Origin of the sequence: Enterobacter genomosp. S (assembly GCF_001631805.1) — a bacterium.
GTDB lineage: Bacteria > Pseudomonadota > Gammaproteobacteria > Enterobacterales > Enterobacteriaceae > Enterobacter > Enterobacter quasihormaechei.
Map to the genome: position 1 here is coordinate 747217 of NZ_LVVA01000001.1, position 20193 is coordinate 767409.

16 protein-coding genes are annotated in these 20193 nt (G+C 61.9%); 6 read left to right on the top strand and 10 right to left on the bottom strand.

Translation table 11 applies throughout. The features are described from left to right. Positions 1-6 precede the first annotated feature (6 nt). Together entE and entC are read right to left on the bottom strand one after the other, a co-directional pair. Positions 7-1617, bottom strand: coding sequence for a (2,3-dihydroxybenzoyl)adenylate synthase EntE (gene entE / locus A3466_RS03555; RefSeq protein WP_063449412.1), 1611 nt, complete (start codon positions 1615-1617; stop codon positions 7-9). 9 nt (positions 1618-1626) lie between these two features. Continuing rightward, a complete protein-coding gene (gene entC, locus A3466_RS03560) occupies positions 1627-2802 on the bottom strand; it encodes an isochorismate synthase EntC (RefSeq protein ID WP_063449413.1) in 1176 nt (391 codons plus the stop codon). Between the two features lie 188 nt (positions 2803-2990). Here entC and fepB point away from each other — a divergent pair, with 188 nt between their 5' ends. Then, a complete protein-coding gene (fepB, locus tag A3466_RS03565) occupies positions 2991-3950 on the top strand; it encodes a Fe2+-enterobactin ABC transporter substrate-binding protein (protein WP_063449414.1) in 960 nt (319 codons plus the stop codon). Positions 3951-3996: 46 nt separating this feature from the next. Here the strand turns inward: fepB and entS are convergent, their stop codons facing one another. Beyond that, entirely contained in the window at positions 3997-5244 is a 1248-nt protein-coding gene (gene entS / locus A3466_RS03570) for an enterobactin transporter EntS (RefSeq protein ID WP_063449415.1), read from the bottom strand. A 108-nt stretch (positions 5245-5352) separates the two neighbouring features. Between entS and fepD the strand changes: the two genes are divergently transcribed. Genes fepD through fepC form a run of 3 tightly spaced genes read left to right on the top strand, consistent with a single transcriptional unit; the run spans position 5353 to position 8137 of the window. Next, positions 5353-6357, top strand: coding sequence for a Fe(3+)-siderophore ABC transporter permease (gene fepD / locus A3466_RS03575; RefSeq protein WP_063449416.1), 1005 nt, complete (start codon positions 5353-5355; stop codon positions 6355-6357). Beyond that, on the top strand, positions 6357-7346 hold the full coding sequence (gene fepG / locus A3466_RS03580; protein WP_074160921.1) for an iron-enterobactin ABC transporter permease: 990 nt from the start codon (positions 6357-6359) through the stop codon (positions 7344-7346). The genes fepD and fepG overlap by 1 nt, the downstream gene beginning before the upstream one ends. Continuing rightward, entirely contained in the window at positions 7343-8137 is a 795-nt protein-coding gene (gene fepC / locus A3466_RS03585) for an iron-enterobactin ABC transporter ATP-binding protein (protein WP_063449418.1), read from the top strand. Before fepG ends, fepC begins: the two co-directional genes overlap by 4 nt. A 71-nt stretch (positions 8138-8208) precedes the next feature. Here fepC and entF read toward each other — a convergent pair whose 3' ends face one another. From entF to fes, 3 genes are read right to left on the bottom strand one after another with little or no spacing between them, the layout of a single operon-like run. After that, complete coding sequence (entF, locus tag A3466_RS03590; RefSeq protein ID WP_063449419.1) at positions 8209-12066, bottom strand: enterobactin non-ribosomal peptide synthetase EntF; 3858 nt, start codon at positions 12064-12066, stop codon at positions 8209-8211. After that, positions 12063-12275, bottom strand: a complete 213-nt coding sequence (locus tag A3466_RS03595; protein WP_063449420.1) for an MbtH family protein — start codon at positions 12273-12275, stop codon at positions 12063-12065. The genes entF and A3466_RS03595 overlap by 4 nt, the downstream gene beginning before the upstream one ends. A 10-nt stretch (positions 12276-12285) precedes the next feature. Then, positions 12286-13485: an enterochelin esterase gene (gene fes / locus A3466_RS03600; RefSeq protein WP_063449421.1), complete on the bottom strand. Its 1200-nt coding sequence runs from the start codon at positions 13483-13485 to the stop codon at positions 12286-12288. A 145-nt stretch (positions 13486-13630) separates the two neighbouring features. Between fes and A3466_RS03605 the strand changes: the two genes are divergently transcribed. Next, positions 13631-15871, top strand: a complete 2241-nt coding sequence (locus A3466_RS03605; RefSeq protein WP_063449422.1) for a TonB-dependent siderophore receptor — start codon at positions 13631-13633, stop codon at positions 15869-15871. A gap of 81 nt (positions 15872-15952) precedes the next feature. After that, entirely contained in the window at positions 15953-16645 is a 693-nt protein-coding gene (gene entD, locus A3466_RS03610; RefSeq protein ID WP_063449423.1) for an enterobactin synthase subunit EntD, read from the top strand. Here entD and A3466_RS03615 read toward each other — a convergent pair. From A3466_RS03615 to A3466_RS03630, 4 genes are read right to left on the bottom strand one after another with little or no spacing between them, the layout of a single operon-like run. Next, on the bottom strand, positions 16545-17420 hold the full coding sequence (locus A3466_RS03615) for a metal ABC transporter permease (RefSeq protein ID WP_063449424.1): 876 nt from the start codon (positions 17418-17420) through the stop codon (positions 16545-16547). The two genes, entD and A3466_RS03615, sit on opposite strands and share 101 nt — an antisense overlap. Continuing rightward, the gene (gene sitC, locus A3466_RS03620; RefSeq protein ID WP_063449425.1) at positions 17417-18265 is read right to left on the bottom strand and encodes an iron/manganese ABC transporter permease subunit SitC; all 849 of its coding nucleotides are present in this window, start codon (positions 18263-18265) and stop codon (positions 17417-17419) included. The genes A3466_RS03615 and sitC overlap by 4 nt, the downstream gene beginning before the upstream one ends. Continuing rightward, a complete protein-coding gene (locus A3466_RS03625; RefSeq protein WP_063449426.1) occupies positions 18262-19068 on the bottom strand; it encodes a manganese/iron ABC transporter ATP-binding protein in 807 nt (268 codons plus the stop codon). The genes sitC and A3466_RS03625 overlap by 4 nt, the downstream gene beginning before the upstream one ends. A gap of 2 nt (positions 19069-19070) precedes the next feature. After that, complete coding sequence (locus A3466_RS03630) at positions 19071-19982, bottom strand: metal ABC transporter substrate-binding protein (protein WP_063449427.1); 912 nt, start codon at positions 19980-19982, stop codon at positions 19071-19073. Positions 19983-20193 lie beyond the last annotated feature (211 nt).

A 20193-nucleotide genomic window follows, 5' to 3' on the forward strand; every position in this document is an offset into this window, starting at 1 on the left:
TGTTCCTCAGCCCCGGGCGCGTTCAGCAAGCCACAGGCGCAACTGTTTCTTATCAACTTTGCCGACCGGCGTGAGCGGAAGCGCATCCACGCTCTCCACGCGGTCCGGCAGCTTAAATTCGGCAACGCCCTGCTCGCGCAGGAAGCGACGCACCTCAACCGCACGCAGGGGCTGTTTCACCACCAGATACGCACAGCTTTTTTCGCCCAGCAGACTGTCCTCCATGCTCACCAGCGCGGCGTGGATCACCGCTTCGTGGCGCAGCAGCAGGTTTTCGATCTCTTCGGCGGCAATCTTTTCGCCACCGCGATTAATCTGATCTTTCTCGCGACCCTGCACGGTGATGTAGCCCTGCTCGTCGATGGCGATCAGATCGCCGGAACAGTAAAAACCGTTGGCATCAAAGGCGCTGGCGTTGTGCTCCGGGCTGTTGAAATAGCCGCGGAAGGTGTACGGGCCGCGCGTCATCAAACGTCCGACTTCCCCGCGCGGGAGCGGATTCCCGTCCTCGTCCGCCACCCACACTTCGTCATCAGGGCACATCGGACGGCCCTGAGTGTTGATGATGCGTTCCGGCGCATCGTCGAGGGCGGTGTAGTTCACCAGCCCTTCCGCCATGCCAAACACCTGTTGCAGCTGGCAGCCGATTTCCGCCGGGATACGCGCCGCGAGCGTGGCGGAGAGCCGTGCGCCGCCTACCTGGAGCAGCTTGAGGGATTTCAGCTGCGCGTTCCCCGCGCCGTCGGCAATCGCCTGCAGCCAGAGGCTCACCGCCGGAGGGACCAGCGACGTCACGTTGATCTGATGCTGCTCAATCAGCGGGAAGCAGAGCGTGGCGCTCGGATCGTTCGCCAGCACCACGCAGCCGCCCGCCGTGAACACGCCTAACGATCCTGGCGAGCTCATGGCGTAGTTGTGCGCTGCGGGAAGCGCGTTCAGATAGCGAGTCTGCGCAGTGATACCGCAGATTTCGTTGCTGCGACGGATGCTGTAGTCGTAGTCGTTATGCGTACGCGGGATCAGCTTCGGCGTGCCGGTGCTGCCGCCGGAGAGCTGGAAGAATGCCACTTCGTCGGCGGGCGTCGGGTTAGGAATAAAATTATCCGCCGGACGGGCAATCGCCGCTTCCAGCGCGCGATCGCTCCGATCGCCACGCAGCAGTACCCCGCGCACCGAGCGATGCTCGTCGATAAACGTATTGAGAAATTCGTCGCCCGCGAACAGGGCGTGGTCGCGATCGGCAATCAGCACGGCGGGTTTGATCTGCACCGCGTAGGCGTTCAGTTCGCTGCGTTGATGGCTAAAGAGCGCGTTGACCGGCGCGACGCCAATTTGCAGCAGCGCAAAGAAAGTGATGTAAAACTCGGCCACGTTGCCGAGCTGCACCAGTGCGGTCTCACCGCGATGCAGCCCCTGCGCCTGGAGGGCAGACGCCAGATTCGTCACCGCCTCATTCAACGCGCGGTAGGTGATGTGGCGATCGCCGTCGATAATCGCGACCGCATCGCTTTGCGCATGGTCCGTCAGGATGTGGGTCAGGGGCAGATCCTGCCAGTAGCCTTTTTCACGGTAGCGGCGGGCAAAATCCTCAGGCCAGCGGGTAAAAGGGATGGTCATGGGTATTCCTTAGTGCAAACCAAACACGTTAAGCATGGTGGAGAGCTTCACGCCCGTCTCGCGCCACTCGCCCACCGGGGAGGAGGCAGGCACAATGCCCGCGCCGGCAAACAGGCGAACGGTATTTTCGTGAAGACGCGCGCAGCGGATGGTCACCACCCACTCGCCGTTACCTTCGCTGTCGCACCAGCCGACGATGCCGCCGAACAGCTCGCGGTCAAACGGCTCCAGCTCGGCAATCAGTTCTTTAGCCGCCTGATGCGGGAAGCCGCTCAGGGCCGGGGTCGGGTGCAGCAGGCAGGCGAGCGTCAGGGCGTTTTCGTTCTCGCGCGCGTCACCTTCAACCGGCGTCGCCAGATGCCACAGCGTCGGCGTGGTGATGAGCTGCGGGGAAGACGGCATGCTCAGATGATGGCTGCGCGGTTCCAGAATGGTTTTCATCGCCTGGGTGACCAGGTCGTGTTCGTGACGATCTTTTTCAGAGGCCAGCAGCTTATTGCCCGCCTCGCGATCCAACACATCGTCCGGCTGACGCCGCGCGGAGCCTGCCAGCGGCAGGGAGCTAAAGTGCGCGCCCTCTTTACGCAGCAGCAGCTCCGGGCTGGCGCCCAGCAGCACGCCGCCATCTTCCAGCGGCACGTGGAAGTTAAAGCTCGCCGGGTTCTGAGCGATCAAGCGCTCCATCAGCGCACCGCTATCGATGGTTTTGTCGGTAGCGATATCAATCAGGCGCGACAGCACCACCTTATTCACCTGCGGCGTGGCGGTAAGCGACGCGGCGCGGGCGACCATCTCCTCAAAAACCGGCTGCGGTGGGATCTCGGTGCGTTGTTGCACGTTCAGCGTCTGTGCGCCGGAGGCGTAGCGTGCGGTCTGCTGACGCGCAGGACGAGAGAAGGTCTGCCAGCGCTGCGGAATAAACAGCGACGACGGTTTGCGGGTATCGAAGGGAATCGCCCCTACCATTACCGGATGGGCAATGCCGCTATTTTTCGCATTTCTGAAAGCCTGAGCCAGTTTCTGCTGAAAGAACCCCGCCGGATCGTTACCGCCGACGGCGGGTTCAGAAAAACGGGCAAAACAGCCGGACGTGGTAAAACTGCGGTAAGGCGACATAAAGAAAAAGCTGTCTGATTGCAGCGTGGTCGCGGTATGCTGAACTTCCTCAGCCAGGGACGTGTCCATATCATCCTCCTTAAAATGATAAAAGAAGCAATAATGATTATCATTTATATTTTCGTCGGCTAACCTAATCCCACAGCGCGCCGCTGTCAACCGTCGGGCAATTAACTTGTGCGACAAACGCTTGCATCCCTTCCCGGCAACCATGAAAATGAGAAGCATTATCTTCAATAAAAACAGGATGCCGCTCTGTGAAAATCGCTGCCGTTTGCCGCAATGCCCTTCTTCTGACAGGACTTTTTGTTTTAGGACTAACCTCAGCCGCCGCCGACGACTGGCCGCGTCAGGTGACCGACAGCCGCGGCGTGCACACGCTTGAGAGCAAGCCGACGCGCATTGTCTCCACCAGCGTGACCTTAACCGGCTCCCTGCTGGCCATTGACGCGCCGGTCATTGCCAGCGGTGCGACCACGCCCAACAACCGCGTGGCGGACGCGCAGGGTTTCCTGCGCCAGTGGGGGAATATTGCAAAACAACGTAAGGTTGCCCGGCTGTACATCGGCGAGCCGAGCGCCGAAGCGGTGGCCGCCCAGATGCCGGACCTGATTCTAATCAGCGCCACCGGCGGGGATTCCGCGCTGGCGCTGTACGATCAGCTCTCCGCCATCGCCCCGACGCTTATCATCAATTACGACGACAAAAGCTGGCAGGAACTGCTGACCCAGCTGGGCACGATGACCGGGCATGAGAAACAGGCCGCTGAACGCATCGCCGCGTTCGATAAACAGCTCGCGCAAGTGAAACAGCAGATGAAACTGCCGCCGCAGCCGGTGAATGCCATCGTCTACACCGCCGCCGCGCACACGGCGAACCTGTGGACGACAGAATCGGCGCAGGGCAAGCTGTTACACCAGTTGGGCTTTACGCTGGCGGCGTTACCCGATGGGCTGCACACCTCAAAAAGCCAGGGCAAGCGTCACGACATTATTCAGCTGGGTGGAGAAAATCTGGCGACGGGGCTGAACGGCGAAGGGCTCTTCGTGTTTGCCGGCGACGAGAAAGACGTGAATGCGATTTACGCCAACCCGCTGCTGGCGCATTTACCGTCGGTGAAAAACAAACGCGTCTGGGCGCTGGGAACGGAGACGTTCCGCCTGGATTATTACAGCGCGATGCTGGTGTTAGACAGATTGAATGCGTTGTTTAAGTAGGCATTTTCCCTCCCTCTCCCCGTGGGAGAGGGCCGGGGTGAGGGCATCAGGCCGCACCGTCGTTCAACACGACCTCCTGCCTGAACCGCCGCAATTCCACCAGCACCACCAGTAAGATCGCGCCAACCATCGCTAACACAAACCCGCTGCTGCTCGCCGACGCCACCGGGGTCATTATCGCCCCCAGCCCGCCGAGGATCGCCGCGCCAATCGCATCGCCCGTCACGTTCTGCGCGGTCCACAGGCCGTTGATACGCCCCAGCATCCCTTCCGGCGTCTGGGTCTGGATCAGGGTGTACTGTAAAAGTGAGCTGACCGCGCTCAGCCAGCCGAAAATCACCAGACACATCACCCCCAACGCCCAGACCGGCATCAGGCTGAAGAAGCCGATGGCGATAAACGAGGCCAGCGTCGCCACCAGCATAATCAAGCCCGGACGCGCGCTTTGGGCCAGGTTACCGCTGGTCAGCGCCCCGCAGGCCGCACCGAGCGGAATGGCGGCGTACAGCACGCCAATCTCTGAGGCGCTCATCTGCCACTCGCCCGCCAGCGCCGGGTAAAGCACGCGCACGGCGCTCGCCATCGTCAGCAGGCCGCCGAGCAGTGCAATGCCGCCAATCAGCGGGTTGCTGAACAGAAAACGAATCGCGGCCATCAGGGACTTCAGCGGGTGCTCGCGCGGCTGCGGTGGCGGGGGCAGGAGCGGCAGACGCAGCAGCGTAAGGGTGGTGATAAAGGTGCCCGCCGCTGCAAGACCATAGTTCCACGCCACGCTGCCGGTAGTCAGCAGCAGGCCGCCGACCATCGGCGAAATCACCGAGCCGAGGCGTACCGTGAGCATAGTGATCGCCCCCGCCTGCATCAGGTTCTCGCGCCCCACCAGCGCGGGCGTCGCCGCCAGCAGCGCCGTCACGCCGAGCGAGGCGAAAAAACCGTCCCACAAACCAAGGGCATAAATCGCCAACAGCGACGGCTCCGGCAGCATGGCGTTCAGACACAGCCCGATAAAGCCCACCCCGCAGGTGCCGCGCGCCAGCAGGATCAGCTTCTTACGCTCGTAGCGATCCGCCAGCACGCCGCCGACCATCAGCCCGATAAACATCGCCCCGCCGGTTAAGGTGACGGATAGCCCCACCAGCCAGCTGGAGTGCGTCATGGTCTGGATCTGTACCGGCACGGCGACGCCGAGCAGGCCGAGGGACAAAATGGAGATAAAGCGAGCGATAAAAACGGCGCGATACGCCGGGTGCGTTTTCAACAGGCTGAGGTTAAGCAGCCAGGATTTTTGATTCATGACAAAGCCTTGAGTCTATTTCTACCCATTCCATGGGCGCACATGCTAACATAGCCAAATAAGATAGATAACGATAATCACTATCATTATCAAATCATGGATGTTGCTATGTCGTTTTCCTCTTCTGCGGTGCGCGCCATTGCCGTGCCCGTATTATTGCTACTGCTAATCCTTGCGATTGCACTCAGCCTGCTGGTCGGCGCTAAACCGCTGCCCGCGTCCGTTATTGTCGATGCGCTCTCCGGAACCTGTCAGAGCGCCGACTGCACCATCGTGCTCGACGCTCGCCTGCCCCGTACCCTTGCCGGACTGCTGGCCGGCGGCGCGCTCGGTCTTGCGGGTGCGCTGATGCAAACCCTTACCCGTAACCCGCTGGCGGACCCCGGTATTCTCGGCGTGAACTCAGGCGCAAGCTTTGCCATCGTGCTCGGCGCAGCGCTGTTCGGGTTAACGTCGCCCTCTGAACAGCTGGTGATGGCCTTCTGCGGCGCGCTGGCGGCCTCGCTGGTGGTGGCGTTTACCGGCAGTCAGGGCGGCGGCCAGCTCAGCCCGGTACGCTTAACCCTGGCAGGCGTGGCGCTGGCGGCGGTACTGGAAGGTCTGTCCAGCGGTATCGCCCTGCTCAATCCGGACGTGTATGACCAGCTGCGCTTCTGGCAGGCCGGTTCGCTGGATATCCGGACCCTTGAAACCTTAAACGTGGTGGCGATCCCGGTCATTATCGCCGCCGTCGTGGCGCTGTGTTTAAGCCGGTCGCTGAACAGCCTGAGCCTCGGCAGCGACACCGCGACCGCCCTCGGCAACCGCGTGGCGCGTACGCAGCTGACTGGCCTGCTCGCTATCACCGTGCTGAGCGGTAGCGCAACCGCCGTGGTCGGTCCGCTCGCCTTTATCGGCCTGATGATGCCGCACATGGCGCGCTGGCTGGTGGGGTCAGACCACCGCTGGTCGCTGCCGGTCACGCTGCTGGCGACCCCTGCCCTGCTGCTGTTTGCCGACGTGCTGGGCCGCCTGCTGGTGCCCGGCGAGCTGCGCGTCTCGGTGGTGAGCGCGTTTATCGGCGCGCCGGTGCTGATCTTCCTGGTACGTCGCAGACGCGGGGGTGGCGCATGATGGCTCCGTCCCGCCGTTTACTCATCAGCGTCTTCCTGCTGGCTATCGCCATTACTCTGCTGGCGGTCTGGAGCCTGCAAAGCGGTGCCGTAACGCTTGATTTCGCGCAGGTCTTTCACGCCCTCACCGGCAGCGCGCCGCGTAACATCACCATGGTGATCACCGAATGGCGACTGCCGCGCGTGGCGATGGCGATCCTGGTGGGCGCGGCGCTCGGCGTCAGCGGCGCGATTTTCCAGTCGCTGATGCGTAACCCCCTCGGCAGCCCGGACGTGATGGGCCTGAATACCGGCGCGTGGAGCGGCGTGCTGGTGGCGATGGTGCTGTTCGGGCAGCATCTGACGGCCATTACCTTTACGGCGATGGCGGGCGGCATTCTGACCTCGCTGCTTATCTGGGCCCTGGCCTGGCGCAACGGCATTGACACCTTCCGGCTGATCATTATCGGGATCGGCATCCGCGCGATGCTGATGGCCTTTAACACCTGGCTTTTGTTGCAGGCGTCTCTGGAAACCGCGCTCTCCGCCGGGCTGTGGTACGCCGGCTCCCTCAACGGCCTGACGTGGGGCAAAACCTGGCCCGCCGCGCCGCTGATTTTGCTGATGTTTATCGCCGCCCTGCTGCTGGTACGCCGGATGCGCCTGCTGGAGATGGGCGACGACAGCGCCTGCGCGCTGGGCGTGAGCGTTGAGCGCTCGCGTCTGATGCTGATGCTGGTGGCGGTACTGCTGACCGCCGCCTCCACCGCCATCGCCGGGCCGATCTCGTTTATTGCCCTTGTCGCGCCGCATATCGCGCGGCGTCTTAGCGGCACCGCGCGCTGGGGCTTGACCCAGGCTGCCCTGTGCGGTGCGATGCTGCTGCTGGCCGCCGATCTCTGCGCCCAGCGGCTGTTTATGCCTTATCAACTTCCGGTGGGCGTGGTGACCGTCAGCCTCGGCGGGATTTACCTCATCGTCTTGCTCGTTCAGGAGTCACGCAAGAAATGACAGATTCAACAACCCGCTTGCGCGGCGAAAACTTGACCCTCGGCTATGGCAAAAAAATCATTGCCCGTGATTTAACCGTCGCCATTCCGGACGGCCACTTCACCGCGATTATCGGTCCGAACGGCTGCGGCAAATCAACCCTGCTGCGCACCCTGAGCCGCCTGATGTCGCCGTCAGAGGGCAGCGTATTCCTCGACGGGGAGCAGATCCAGCGCTTCGCCAGCAAAGAGGTGGCCAGGCGCATCGGGCTGCTGGCGCAAAACGCCACCACGCCGGGAGATATCACGGTGCAGGAGCTGGTCTCACGCGGACGCTACCCACACCAGCCGCTGTTTACCCGCTGGCGCAAAGAGGACGACGAGGCCGTGAAGCGCGCGATGGAGGCAACGGGCATCACCGATCTGGCTCAGCAAAGCGTGGATACCCTCTCTGGCGGACAGCGACAGCGCGCGTGGATCGCGATGGTGCTGGCGCAGGAAACCGCCATTATGCTGCTAGACGAGCCGACGACCTGGCTCGACATCAGCCATCAGATTGACCTGCTGGAGCTGCTGAGCGAGCTGAACCGCACGCGGGGGTATACCCTGGCGGCGGTGCTGCATGATTTAAATCAGGCGTGCCGCTACGCCACGCATCTGATTGCGCTGCGCGACGGCGAGATTGTGGCGCAGGGCGCGCCGAAAGAGATTGTGACGCCAGAGCTGATCGCGCGGATCTACGGCATGCGCTGCATGATTATTGACGATCCGGTGGCGGGTACGCCGCTGGTGGTGCCGTTAGGTCGGCGGTAATTGCCGGACCCGGCCTACAGTCAGCTCCCGTAGGCCGGGTAAGGCGTAGCCGCCACCCGGCGCTGTTGACGTTACTCCAATATTTCCTTCAACACCGGTCCTATCTTCTCGAACGCCTGCGGTGAAATGATATCCACGTGGGCGCAGTCCTGGCTGTAGACCTCCAGCTCGCCCACCCACGGCGCCCAGGCCGTATGCGGATCCATCGTTCGCGTGCGTTCGGCAACAAACAGCGTCGCTTTACCGTCGAACCGTGAGCTGTGCGCGGTGGTGAGCAGTCGCACCGCGTCCGCGTAGTTGCCTTCAATGGTGTTAAACAATTCGCTGGAGCCCTGACCCTGCTGGGCGGCGATAAACGCCTGACGCTCGCGCTCGATCTCCGCCAGCACTTCCGGGTCTAGACCGTTGGCCTCTTTCTCCGCCCAGTTCTGGGTTTCCGGCGGCCAGGTATCCAGCAGACCAAGAAACGCCACCGCTTCGCCCTGCTCGCGCAGACGCGCCGCAATGCCCTGCGCCAGCGTACCGCCGAGCGAATAGCCGAACAGATAATACGGCCCTTGCGGCTGCTGCTTACGCAGCGTTTTCAGGTGATGTTCTATCACCCCATCAAGATCCGCGCACTGCTGCATCGGACCGTTTGGCCGCGGCGACTGAATGCCGACGATGGACCAGCGCGGGCTGAGGTAACGCGCCAGGACGCTGAACTGCCAGGCAAAGCCGGACGCCGGATGGAAGCAGAACAGCGTCGGGCCGTTGCTTTCACGCAGCGGCAGCAGGGTTTCATACCCCAGACGCTGCGACTGTTCGTCGCTCAGTTGCGAGTCCAGCAGCGCGCTGAGCTTGCCGACCGTCGAGGCGACCATAATCTGCCCCGGCGTGACCTTGCGGCTGAACGCACGACCGAGCTGCGCCGCGAGGCGCATCGCCAGCAGTGAATGGCCGCCGAGGGCAAAGAAGTCGGCGTCGATATCGTTCACTTCGCAGCCCAGCAGCGCAGAAAACGCCTGCGCCACGGCGGCTTCGGTTTGCGTCTCGGGTGCGCGACCGGAGGTTTTACTGGTCAGCTCCGGCAGCGGCAGCGCCTTGCGATCCAGCTTGCCGTTGGCGCTCAGCGGCAGCGCGCTGATTTGCAGCAGCACCACCGGCACCATATGCGGCGGCAGCTGTGCCCTGAGCGAGTCCAGCAGCGCGTCGCGATCCAGCGGTAAACCGGATTCGGACACCACATACCCCACCAGCTGGCGGGCATCGCCGCCCGTTGCCGCAGCCTGATTGAATACACACGCATGCGCCACGGCCTGGTCCACGTCCGGCAGCGACAGCATCGCCCGGTCGATTTCGCCCAGCTCAATGCGCTGACCGCGGATTTTCAGCTGGTCATCGCTGCGGCCCAGATATTCCACCGCCCCGTTGTCCAGCCAGCGGGCAACGTCTCCGGTGCGATACATCCGCTCGCCTGGGGCAAACGGATCGGCAATAAAGCGGCTGGCGGTGAGGTCGGGGCGTCCCAGATACCCCTGTGCCAGCTGAATGCCGGTGAGATACAGATCGCCCGCCACGCCGAACGGTACCGGGCGCATCATCGCGTCCAGAATGCGCAGCCCCGTATTCCACACCGGGAAGCCGATCGGCACGCTGTTGCCCTCCACCGCCGCCAGCTCCGGGCCGTACGCCGGATACCAGCTCACGTCCACCGCCGCTTCGGTTGGGCCGTAGAGGTTGTGCAGCGGTACATGAGTGAGCTGCTCCCACTCGCGGCACAGCGCCGTTGGCAGCGCCTCGCCGCTACAGAACACCTGCTTCAGCGTCCTGCAACAGTCGACGTTTTCCGGCGTCAGCGAGGCGACAAACGCCGCCAGCATCGACGGCACGAAGTGGGTGGTGGTTACGCCATATTCTGCGAAGAAGCTCTGCATCGCCTGCGGATCGCGGTGCGCGTCCGGTTCGGCCATCACCAGCTTAGCCCCGGCGATAAACGGCCACCAGAACTCCCACACCGACACGTCAAAGCTGCACGGCGTTTTCTGCGCCACGACGTCATGCGCCGCCAGTGGATAATGATCCTGCATCCACTTCAGGCGGTTAACGATGGCGGTATGCCCCACCATCACCCCTTTCGGGCGTCCCGTTGAACCTGAGGTAAAGATGATGTACGCAGTCTGCTCCGGCTTCGCCAGACGCAGAGGTTCAGCGTCCGTGGTCGGCAATAGCATGTTGTAACTAAGCGAAGGTATCGGCAGATCGTTAAAGCGCGGAAGCTGCGCGTCGGTGGTAATGAGGAGCGACGGTTTCGCGTCCTCCAGCATCATCCGCAGACGATCGTCCGGGTAGCCGGTATCCAGCGGCAGCCAGGCGGCGCCGGCTTCAACAATCCCGTGCAGCGCCAGGGTCAGGAACACCGAGCGCGGAAGCGCCACCGCTACGCTGTCGCCCGGCTTCACGCCGCGCGCGCGCAGCAGGTTTGCCAGCGCGACCACCTGCTCGCGCATCTGGCGGTAGTTCAGCTCAATATGGGCATCCGCCAGCGCGGGGGCGTCCGGCGTTTTGCTCGCCTGCTCCGCCACCAGATCCGCCAGCGTGGTGGAGGGCAGCGCCAGGCCAGTATCGTTGATGCGCGCCAGCCGGGCGTACTCCTGCTCGGATACGGTTTCCACGTCGCCACAGCGCAGGTCCGGGTTCGCGGCAAACTGCGTCAGCATCGCGTTCAGGCGCGAAACGTGGCGCTTCAGCGTCGCGTCGTCGTAACGCTGCCTGTTGGCAAGGATCTCAATGCTTAATCCGCCCTGCTCGTCCGGGAACAGCGCCAGCTCCAGATCGTTCACCGGGCCGGTCGCCAGCGTGTGGGTGATGGCCTCCACGCCGTCAATATCCAGCTGATAATCAAACACCTTCACGTTAAGCACCGGCCCAAACAAAGGTTCGTCCCCTGCGGCCCGCCCGCTGTCGCGCACGATCTGCTCGGCGTCGTAGCGCTGATGTCGGCGCATCTTTTTCAGCTGGTTCGCCAGGCGCAGCGCCAGCTCCGGCAGGCTCTCAAGCGGATTAATATTCACCGCCAGCGGCAGGACGTTAAGCACCGGGCCGGTTGCGGTCAGCGCGGCGGACCCCATGCGGCGCATAAAGATAAACCCGGCGGCGTAGTCCAGCCGTCCGGTGAGGCGGCCGAGCCACAGCGCCACCAGCGCAAGCGCCAGATCGGTGCGCTGTGCCTGCCCGGCTGCCTGCGCCAGCTGACTAAAGGCGCGAGTGTCCATTGCCATTTTCAGACGCAGAATGTCGGTAGTAGCGGCGCGTCCCGGCAGCGGCGCGGAGGAGAGCGAGACCGGAGGAGGAAGCTGTTTGCGCTGCCCGGCCCAGAAAGCACCGTCGCGCTGCCAGGCCTCACTGTCGCGATAGCGCTGATACTCGTCAACGACCTCGGCGAACGGAGTAAATGGTGAGGCTGGGGAGGGATCCCCTTTCTTCCATGCAGCGTAAATCGCGGCGATCTGGCGGGTAATCGCCGGGAAACTGAAACCATCCACCACCAGATGGTGATAGCGCTGATACCAGTACCAGCGGTTGTCACCGACCTGAATCAGCTGATGGAAAGCGAGCGGCTGACCGCTGTCCACGCGCAGATCCTGACTGAGATCGGCCTCCATCAGCGCCACGGCGGCATCGTGAGAATCAACGCGAACGATGGACGGCTCCGGCAGGATCAGGGTCTCATCGACCCACTGCCAGACCTCGCCGTTATCTTCAGCGAAACGCGTGCGCAGGGTATCGGCCTGCATCATGCCTTCAGCTATGGCTTTTGCCAGCAATGGCGCGTCGATATTGCCTTTCAGCTCGGTGTAGTGCGCCACGCTCCAGGCGTTTGGCAGCGAGGAAAGCTGCTCTGCCATCCAGATACCCGGCTGGGCGGCGACGAGAGGAAGACGGTTCATGCGCGCTCCCCCGCAAAACAGGACGGCTCAAGCGTCTGCCAGCGTTGCGCCAGCCACTGCTGGCACGCCTCCTGAGAGTGCGGTTCGCAGACCACGCGCCAGCCCGCGGGCAACTCGCACTGCTGCGGCCACAGGCTGTACTGCCCCTGGTCATTTTGCAAAATGGCGAACTGTCCCTGCGGATTATCGAAAGGATTGCTGAATTCCATACAGACTCCGTTAGTGAATGAGCGGCTGCCAGAGGGTCATCAGCCCCTGCGTCAGCCCACCGCGCCAGCAAAGCGCATCGTGTCCGCCGTCAACCTGACGCCAGATAACCGGTTGCTGAGTGTGTAGTTCGGCGAGGATCGCCTGGTTTGCGCGCAAGATAAGCGGCTCGTTGCGCCCGGCTTCAAGGACGATGCGCAGCCCGCGAGCGGTTTTTTCACCCGCTTTGAGTTGTTCGATGAGCAGCCCGTCCTGCTGTGCGCCGCGGTGCGGCCACCAGTAAGATCCGGACTGGCTGAGGACGCAGCCAAACCGCTGCGGCCAGTTGAGGCCGGCATAGAGCGAAGAGAGCCCGCCGAAGCTCTGGCCCGCCACCACGGTGCGATCGGCGCGATCGCTGAAGGGCGCAATGCGGTTCACCTGCGGGAGAAGCTCTTCCTGCACCGCCAGCCAGAAATCAGGGTTGCAGGGCAGTTCGCGGCTGCGGTGCGCGGTGTCTATCACGTCGATCAGCACGTAAACCGCTGGTGGCAGTTTGCCTTCACGGGTGAGCGACGCCAGCGCGGGCCAGACGGGCATGCTTTCGGCCCAGAACTGCCCGTCGAGGAAGACCGCCAGCGGGCGACCGGGGTTATCATCGCCGGTGGTAAAAATCCACACGCGGCGACGGTTCTTCAGGCGCTCGCTGTTCCACGTAATGCAGACGGGCTTTTTATAAGGCGTATCGGGATGGTTCCAGCCCGGCTGAACGGGGGCCGCAGGCATTTCCAGCGCCGAGACGGCGTGCCCGCGCCCGCCGCGCCAGCTCTGCGGATTCAGCGGGTCTGCAACCGCGTGAGGCAGCAGTTTTCGCCAGCCTTCGCGCAACGCCATGCGGTTCGGCTGCTCGCCTTCAAACACTGCATCGGCAAAATCGTTTTCATTATCGGAGGGGATAAAACAGTAGCTGCCGCGCCATTCGGGGCTGAACTCCCCCTGCCACTGCCAGACGTCGGTATCGGGAATGCGTTCAAGCGATTGCGGACGGGCATTCTGATGGTGGTCGGTCACGCCGGTAACGTAGAGCCAGACGCGTTTAACCGTCGAGGTCTGCTGGGTTCCTGCCGGGTCCCGCCACCAGAATGTGACGCGATAGTTTTCCTCATGACGTTGCCATTCCGGCCCGTTTTTCGACTGCCACCACGCTTCACTTCCGGTTGTTAACGCCGTCACCCTTATAACCCCATGTTTAACAATATTTTTTGTTTCAGAGCAAATTTTATTGATAATATTATTGATAACTATTTGCATTTGCAATAGCGTATTGCCCGCGCTGTGGGAAGCGCGTTCATAAATAACCATAAAAGCGGGACGTACAATGAATAAGAAGATTCACTCTCTGGCCTTGCTGGTCAATTTAGGGATTTATGGCGTCGCGCTGCCCGCCATGGCAGAAGACAACGCCGCCTCCGCGCAGCACGAAGACACCATGGTGATCACCGCCGCCGAGCAGAATTTGCAGGCGCCTGGCGTTTCGACCATCACCGCCGATGAGATCCGCAAAAACCCGCCCGCGCGGGACGTGGCGGAAATCATCCGCACCATGCCGGGCGTTAACCTGACCGGGAACTCCACCAGCGGCCAGCGCGGGAACAACCGTCAGATCGATATTCGCGGCATGGGCCCGGAAAACACCCTGATCCTGATCGACGGCAAGCCCGTCACCAGCCGCAACTCGATTCGCCTGGGCTGGCGCGGCGAGCGTGATACCCGCGGCGATACCGGCTGGGTGCCGCCGGAGATGATCGAGCGCATCGAAGTTATCCGCGGCCCGGCCGCAGCCCGCTACGGTAACGGCGCGGCGGGCGGCGTGGTGAACATCATCACCAAAAAGTTCGACGACCAGTGGCACGGCTCCTGGAACACCTACCTGAATGCGCCTGAACACAAGGATGAAGGTTCCACCAAACGCACCAACTTCAGCCTGAGCGGCCCGCTGGGCGGCGACTTCAGCTTCCGCATGTTTGGTAACCTGGATAAAACCCAGGCCGACGCGTGGGACATCAACCAGGGCCACCAGTCTGAGCGTACCGGAGCCTACGCCAACACCCTGCCCGCGGGCCGCGAGGGTGTAGAGAACAAAGACATCAACGGCGTGGTGCGCTGGGACTTCGCGCCGATGCAGTCGCTGGAGTTTGAAGCGGGCTACAGCCGCCAGAACAACCTCTATGCGGGTGACACGCAAAATACCAACAACGACAACGCGCTGGTGAAGAAGAACTACGGCAAAGAGACGAACCGTATTTATCGCCAGAACTTCGCCGTGACCTGGAACGGCGGCTGGGACAACGGTATTACCACCAGCAACTGGGCGCAGTACGAACACACCCGCAACTCCCGCCTGGGCGAAGGGCTGGCGGGCGGTACGGAAGGCCTGTTCAACAGCAATAAATTCACCGATACCGATCTGGCCGACGTGATGCTGCACAGCGAAATCAACCTGCCGATTGATTTCATTGTGAACCAGAACCTGACGCTTGGCACCGAGTGGAACCAGCAGCGGATGAAGGATTCAACCTCCTTCTCGCAAACCCAGCAGGGTGGCACCATCCCGGGCATGAGCGAAGACCGTAGCCCGTACACGTCAGCGGAGATCTTCTCCCTGTTCGCTGAGAACAATATGGAGCTGACCGACAGCACCATGCTGACCCCTGCCCTGCGCTTCGATCACCACACCATCGTGGGCAATAACTGGAGCCCGTCCCTGAACCTGTCGCAAGGTCTGGGGGATGACTTCACCCTGAAGATGGGCATCGCGCGTGCCTACAAAGCGCCAAGCCTGTACCAGACCAACCCGAACTACCTGTTGTACAGTAAAGGCCAGGGCTGCTACGCCAGTTCCGACGGCGTGGGCTGCTACATGATGGGTAACGACGATCTGAAAGCGGAAACCAGCATCAACAAAGAGATTGGCCTGGAGTGGAAACGCGACGGCTGGCTGGCGGGCGTGACCTGGTTCCGCAACGACTACCGCAACAAGATTGAAGCGGGCTACGCGCCGATTGGCCAGACCTCCACCGGTAAAGTCACCACCGATATCTACCAGTGGGAAAACGTGCCGAAGGCGGTGGTGGAAGGTCTGGAAGGCTCCCTGAACGTGCCGGTCAGCGACACCATCAACTGGACCAACAACATCACCTATATGCTGCAAAGCAAGAACAAGGAGACCGGCGACCGTCTGTCGATCATTCCGGAGTACACGCTGAACTCAACCCTGAGCTGGCAGGTGCACCAGGATGTGTCATTGCAGTCGACCTTCACCTGGTACGGCAAGCAGCAGCCGAAGAAGTACAACTACAAAGGCCAGCCGGTGACCGGGTCTGAAAAAGACGAAGTCAGCCCGTACAGCATCGTTGGCCTGAGCGCCACCTGGGACGTGACGAAAAACGTCAGCCTGACCGGCGGCGTGGACAACGTCTTCGACAAGCGCCAGTGGCGCGCGGGTAATGCCCAGACCACGGGGAACGCGACAACCGGCGCGTATATGTACGGTGCGGGTGCGTATACGTATAATGAACCGGGTCGCACCTGGTACATGAGCGTAAACACAAGATTCTGATACAGGCAGTGACTTCCCCCTCTCCCTGTGGGAGAGGGTTGGGGTGAGGGCATCAGTCCGCACAATTCAGAGGGAAAAACCATGCACACCACCCACAGCACATTTTCTCTCGCCGGCCTCACCCTCCACCGCATCATCTTCGACCCCGCCACCTTCACCGACGCCGATCTCCTCTGGCTCCCCCATCACGCCCAGCTCGCTGACGCCGGACGTAAACGCAAGGCTGACCATCTGGCAGGACGCATCGCCGCCGCGCACGCCTTACCAGACCACACCGTTCCCGCCATCGGCCCCAGCGGGGAACCGCTCTGGCCGGACGGAATTTCCGGCAGCATCACCCACAGCGGTACCCAGGCCATGGCGGTAGTGGTTCGCGATCGACACGCGCTTATCGGCATCGACTGCGAAACTATCCTGCCCGAAAATGAAGCCAGAGAAATTAAGGACGGCATTATTGATGCCCAAGAAGAGCGCGTGCTTTCCCACTCGGGTTACCCGTTCGCCCTCGCCCTGACGCTGGTTTTCAGCGCCAAAGAGAGCCTGTTTAAGGCCCTTTTTCCGCAGGTGCAGGCTTACATGGGGTTTGACAGCGCGCGCGTCATCCTGCTCGACGATAACACGCTCACGCTGGCGTTGACCCGTCAACTGTCAGGCTTTAACGAAGGCACCGCCTTCACCCTGCACTGGCAACTGCACGGCGAGCAGGCGAGCACCCTGCTGTCACACGTTCCTGCCGACGCGCCTTCACGCTGGTCACCACAAACGTCACGATAAACACCACCGCGAACAGGACCACTATGGTCGGCGCGGGCGCGCTGTCGAGATAAAACGAGGCATACACGCCGCTGACCGACACCAGTACTGATACCGCCACTGCCACCAGCAGCGCCATGTGGAAGCGTCGGGCGATCAGCACCGCCACCGCGCCGGGGGCAATTAGCAGCGAAATCGACAGAATGATCCCCACCGCCTTCAGCGTCGCCACGATGGTCAGCGACACCATGCACAGTAAGCCATAGTGCAGCCAGCGGGCGCGCAGGCCACTCGCCTGCGCCTGCTGATAGTCAAAGCAGAACAGCAGGAAATCGCGCCACTTCAGGCCAATCACCAGCGCAATCAGCCCCGCCACGATGCCGCTTTGCAGAATGTCCATCCCGTTTATGCCCAGCATATCGCCGAACAGAATGTGGTCGAGATGCACCTCAGGTTTAACGGCGATATAGAGGATCAGCCCCGCGCCGAACATCCCGGAAAAGACAATCCCCATCACCGTATCCTGCTTGATGCGGCTATTGTCCTTGAGGTAGCCGGTGGCAACCGCGCAAAACAGACCGGCAACGAACGCGCCCACCGCCAGCGGCAGGCCCATCACCCACGCCAGCACCACGCCGGGAAACACCGCGTGGCTCATGGCGTCGCCCATCAACGCCCAGCCTTTCAGCACCAGAAAAACCGACAGCAGCGCGCAGGGTACGGCCACCAGAAGTGAAATCAGCAGCGCGTTATTCATGAACGCAAACTGGAAGGGTTCAAGGAGCAGCGCCATCATGGGTGTGCCTCCTTCGCGCGGCGGCGGCTGGCGAGCAGCCCGTGCTTCGGCGCAAAGACGAACGCCAGCAGGAACAGCAGCGTCTGGGCGACAACGATAATGCCGCCGGTGGCGCCGTCCAGGTAATAGCTGGCCCACGCGCCGAGGAAGCTGGTGAGGCTGCCAATGGCGACGGCAATCATCAGCAGGCGCGGGAAGCGGTCGGTGAGCAGCCACGCGGTTGCGCCGGGCGTAACCACCAGGCAAATCACCAGAAACGCGCCGACGGTTTGCAGCGCCGCCACGGTGGAGACCGCCAGCAGCGTAAAGAACAGAACCTTCAGGCGCGCCGGGCGCAGGCCGATGGCGCGGGCGTGGTTCTCATCAAAAAAGGTCACCATCAGATCTTTCCATTTGAACAGCAGGATAACCATCGACACCACGCCGATAATCGCCAGCTGGACGATATCCTCCGGCGCGATAGCCAGAATATTGCCGAGCACGATGGTCTGAATATTCACCGAGGTCGGGTTAAGCGAGACCATAAACAGCCCCAGCCCGAAAAAGGAGGAGAAGATCAGCCCGATAATGGCATCCTCCTTCAGGCGGCTGCGCTGGTTGAGAAACAGCATGCTGCCCGCCGCCAGCCCGCCCGATAAAAACGCCCCCAGCGAGAACGGCAGCCCGAGCATGTAAGCGCCCGCCACGCCCGGCACGATGGAGTGCGAGAGCGCATCGCCGATCAGCGACCAGCCTTTGAGCATCAGGTAGCAGGAGAGAAACGCGCACAGCCCGCCCACCATCGCCGAGACCCACATCGCGTTGAGCATGTACTCATAGCTGAAGGGTTCGAGAAGCGCGTTCATTTTGCCTCCTGCCGGTGCGTCACGAAGGGTCGCTCGTCGTCGGTGATAATGCGGTCTTCAGAACCGCTGAGCACCACGTGGCGCAGCACGCCGCAGAAGGCGCGCTCAAGGTTTTCGGCGGTGAAGGTGGTTTCCGTCGGACCGCTCGCCAGCACGGTGCCTTTGACCATCACCGTGTAATCGCAAAACTCCGTGACCGAGCCCAAATTGTGGGTCGAGACCAGCATGGTTTTGCCCTCGTCGCGCAACTCGCGCAGCAGGCTGATGATTCTGGCTTCGGTTTTAACGTCCACGCCGGTAAACGGCTCGTCGAGCAGGATCACCTCGCCCTGCTGGGCAATCGCCCGCGCCAGAAAGACGCGCTTCTTTTGTCCGCCGGACAGCTCGCCAATCTGCCGATGGCGCAGCTTGAGCATATCCACGCGCTTTAGGGCGTCGGTCACGATCTGCCGATCCTGCGCTTTAGGCCGCCGCAGAAACCCCATATGCCCGTAGCGCCCCATCATCACCACGTCCTCGACCAGCACCGGAAACGACCAGTCGACCTCTTCCGACTGCGGCACGTAGGCGACCAGGTTCTGGCGCAGCGCCCGGTGAGGCGGCAGCCCATGGAGGGTGATGGTGCCGCTCGCCGCCCGCACAAAGCCCATCACCGCCTTAAACAGCGTGGACTTGCCGGAGCCGTTCACCCCCACCAGCGCGGCAATCGATCCGCCGGGCACGCTGAACGACGCATTGCGCAGCGCCGTGTGGCCGTTGCGGTAGGTCACGGTTACGTCCGTGACGACAATCCCCTTTTGCATGGTCACTCCTTCATGCCGTCGCGAATGCCCTGCACCAGCGTGCGGGTGGTGACGTTCAGCAGGTCGATATAGGTCGGCACGGGGCCGTTTTCCGCACTCAGGGAGTCAACATACAGCACACCGCCGTAGTGGGCGCCGGTTTCCCGCGCCACCTGACGCGCCGGCTTATCGGAGACCGTGCTTTCGCTGAATACCGCCGGGATGCGATGTTTCTTCACCAGATCGATCACCTTGCGCACCTGCTGCGGCGTCCCCTGCCGATCGGCGTTGATCGGCCACAGGTAAAGTTCCTTCATACCCAGATCCCGCGCAAGATAGGAGAAGGCGCCCTCGCTGGTCACCATCCAGCGTTTGTCTTCCGGGATCGCCGCCAACTGCTTGCGCAGCGGTTCAAGAGTCGCGACGATCTTCTGCTTGTAGGCGTCAGCGTTGCGCTGATACGTCTGCGCGTTGGCCGGGTCGTACTTCACCAGCGCGTCGCGGATGTTATCGACGTAAATCAGCGCGTTGTCCGGCGACATCCACGCGTGCGGGTTAGGCTTGCCGTCGTACGGCCCCTCGCTGATGCCCATCGGCGTAATGCCCTGGGTGACAATCACCTCCGGCACGCCGTTCAGATGCTGATAAAAACGCTGGAACCACAGCTCCAGGTTCATGCCGTTCGCCAGAATCAGCTGCGCCTTTTGCGCGCGCTTGATATCGCCCGGCGTCGGCTGGTACTCGTGGATTTCAGCGCCCGGTTTGGTGATGGAGGTGACTTCTGCGGCATCCCCCGCCACGTTTTTCGCCATATCCGCGATGACGGTAAAGGTGGTGATGACCTGGAACTTTTCAGCCGCTAGCGCGCCCGTGCTGGTCGTAGCCGTAAGCAGCGCGCCGAGCAACAGACGCTTTAATCCTTGCAGTGGGTGCATCGCAGAAGTCTCCTGAGGTGGTTAAATTCAAAGCAAAATTAGCCCGTGCTATAAGGTATAGCACAGGCTATATTTAAATGAAAATGGTTATCATTAAAGTTATGTCAATGAAGGGCGTGCCTGATGGCGCTTCGCTTATCAGGCCTACGGAAAAGCAGTTTTGAAGTTTTGTAGGCCGGGTAAGCGCAGCGCCACCCGGCAAAAAAATGGC

Bases quoted from the DNA above. Each gene is read 5' to 3' on its own strand.
- A3466_RS03615 (WP_063449424.1), bottom strand. From the start codon at position 17,420: ATGATGGCGCTGCTCCTTGAACCCTTCCAGTTTGCGTTCATGAATAAC.
- A3466_RS03605 (WP_063449422.1), top strand. From the start codon at position 13,631: ATGAATAAGAAGATTCACTCTCTGGCCTTGCTGGTCAATTTAGGGATT.
- entC (WP_063449413.1), bottom strand. From the start codon at position 2,802: ATGGACACGTCCCTGGCTGAGGAAGTTCAGCATACCGCGACCACGCTG.
- entF (WP_063449419.1), bottom strand. From the start codon at position 12,066: ATGAACCGTCTTCCTCTCGTCGCCGCCCAGCCGGGTATCTGGATGGCA.
- fepG (WP_074160921.1), top strand. From the start codon at position 6,357: ATGGCTCCGTCCCGCCGTTTACTCATCAGCGTCTTCCTGCTGGCTATC.
- entS (WP_063449415.1), bottom strand. From the start codon at position 5,244: ATGAATCAAAAATCCTGGCTGCTTAACCTCAGCCTGTTGAAAACGCAC.
- sitC (WP_063449425.1), bottom strand. From the start codon at position 18,265: ATGAACGCGCTTCTCGAACCCTTCAGCTATGAGTACATGCTCAACGCG.
- entD (WP_063449423.1), top strand. From the start codon at position 15,953: ATGCACACCACCCACAGCACATTTTCTCTCGCCGGCCTCACCCTCCAC.
- A3466_RS03630 (WP_063449427.1), bottom strand. From the start codon at position 19,982: ATGCACCCACTGCAAGGATTAAAGCGTCTGTTGCTCGGCGCGCTGCTT.
- fepD (WP_063449416.1), top strand. From the start codon at position 5,353: ATGTCGTTTTCCTCTTCTGCGGTGCGCGCCATTGCCGTGCCCGTATTA.
- A3466_RS03625 (WP_063449426.1), bottom strand. From the start codon at position 19,068: ATGCAAAAGGGGATTGTCGTCACGGACGTAACCGTGACCTACCGCAAC.
- A3466_RS03595 (WP_063449420.1), bottom strand. From the start codon at position 12,275: ATGGAATTCAGCAATCCTTTCGATAATCCGCAGGGACAGTTCGCCATT.
- entE (WP_063449412.1), bottom strand. From the start codon at position 1,617: ATGACCATCCCTTTTACCCGCTGGCCTGAGGATTTTGCCCGCCGCTAC.
- fepC (WP_063449418.1), top strand. From the start codon at position 7,343: ATGACAGATTCAACAACCCGCTTGCGCGGCGAAAACTTGACCCTCGGC.